The 1,065-nt window shown below is 65.0% G+C and carries 2 protein-coding genes; both read left to right on the top strand.

The window, feature by feature from the left end; all coding sequences use genetic code 11:
- On the top strand, positions 1 to 247 hold a 247-nt coding region (locus EN745_RS36625; RefSeq protein ID WP_210213790.1), incomplete at its 5' end, for a hypothetical protein.
- Between the two features lie 216 nt (positions 248 to 463).
- The coding region (locus EN745_RS35125) for a hypothetical protein (RefSeq protein WP_145992343.1) at positions 464 to 1,065 on the top strand (602 nt) is incomplete at its 3' end.

Below are 1,065 nucleotides of genomic sequence, written 5' to 3'. Positions count from 1 at the left end.
GCCCTCGCCTGTCAGCCCCGACCGGCTGGACGTTGCGCTGATGATCGCCGCGGCGGCGAAACCCTCGATCGCGCGGAGCAGGCGCCCGGAAGCGAGGGCAGAGCCGACACAGGAGCGCCGGCCGCCCCGACAGACAGCAGCGCCAGCACCTGACGATGACACGCCGGAGCTGCCCTCGCCCGATGACGCATGGCGGCGGCGTTTCGGCAACGGCGCGGAACTGCTCGACCCACGTCGCGCATGGTGAAAAGCCATCAACTGATGAATAGTCAGAGTCAGTGTTAACACAACTAGTTGATTTCGCTGTATTAATTAGACGATAACTGAATATGTGTCCGCGCCAATGTCCGCAAAACGCGGGTTTTTCACCCTCCAGAGCAGCTCACTTTTCGCGGCCAAACACCTTGCACCTGACCGCCTGTTAGGAATATAGTCCCAAATGAGTTCAACGGAGACACCGAACATGTCCGCCCCTCGCGATCCCCTGCTTGCCGATCTCGCCGATAACGAGTTCGCCGACGGTCTCGGCGACACCGACGGCGAAGACGTCATGCCGGCCATGCCGCCATCGTCGACAGCTCGCCCGGCGCCGTCCGAAGACGATGACGAAGGCTTCGTCTCCGAAGCCGACCAGCGAGCCGCAGAAGGCGGTCTCAAGCTGCCGCCGGCAGGCGCCAGCGACCTAGCCGGCCTGCCACTCGACGAGCTGCTGAAAGCTCTTGTCAACGCGAGCAGGCCGAAGCGCCGCACAAACGGCAAGAACGCCGATTTCACGCTGCGATCGAACGAGATCGGGCGCATCGAGGCCAAGGTCGCCAACACCGAGCAGCAGCTCGTCGCCCTCGAAGCCCGCCGGGCCGACGTCGACGTGCTCGACGACAAGGCGTTGAACCACTACCAGCGGCAGCTCACCGACGCCCAGCAGACGGTCCTGACGCTGCGCGCCGCTCGTGACGCCAAGGTGGCCGCCCATGAGCGCGAGACCGCCGCCGAAGCCCGGCAGGCCTTCGGAGAGACCACATGCGCGACGATCGCCAACAGCGCCGCCGCCTACGCCAGCACCCT

The organism is Mesorhizobium sp. M4A.F.Ca.ET.022.05.2.1 (assembly GCF_003998845.1).
Classification (GTDB): Bacteria; Pseudomonadota; Alphaproteobacteria; order Rhizobiales; family Rhizobiaceae; genus Mesorhizobium.
This window is presented reverse-complemented; position numbering and strand designations above follow the sequence as displayed.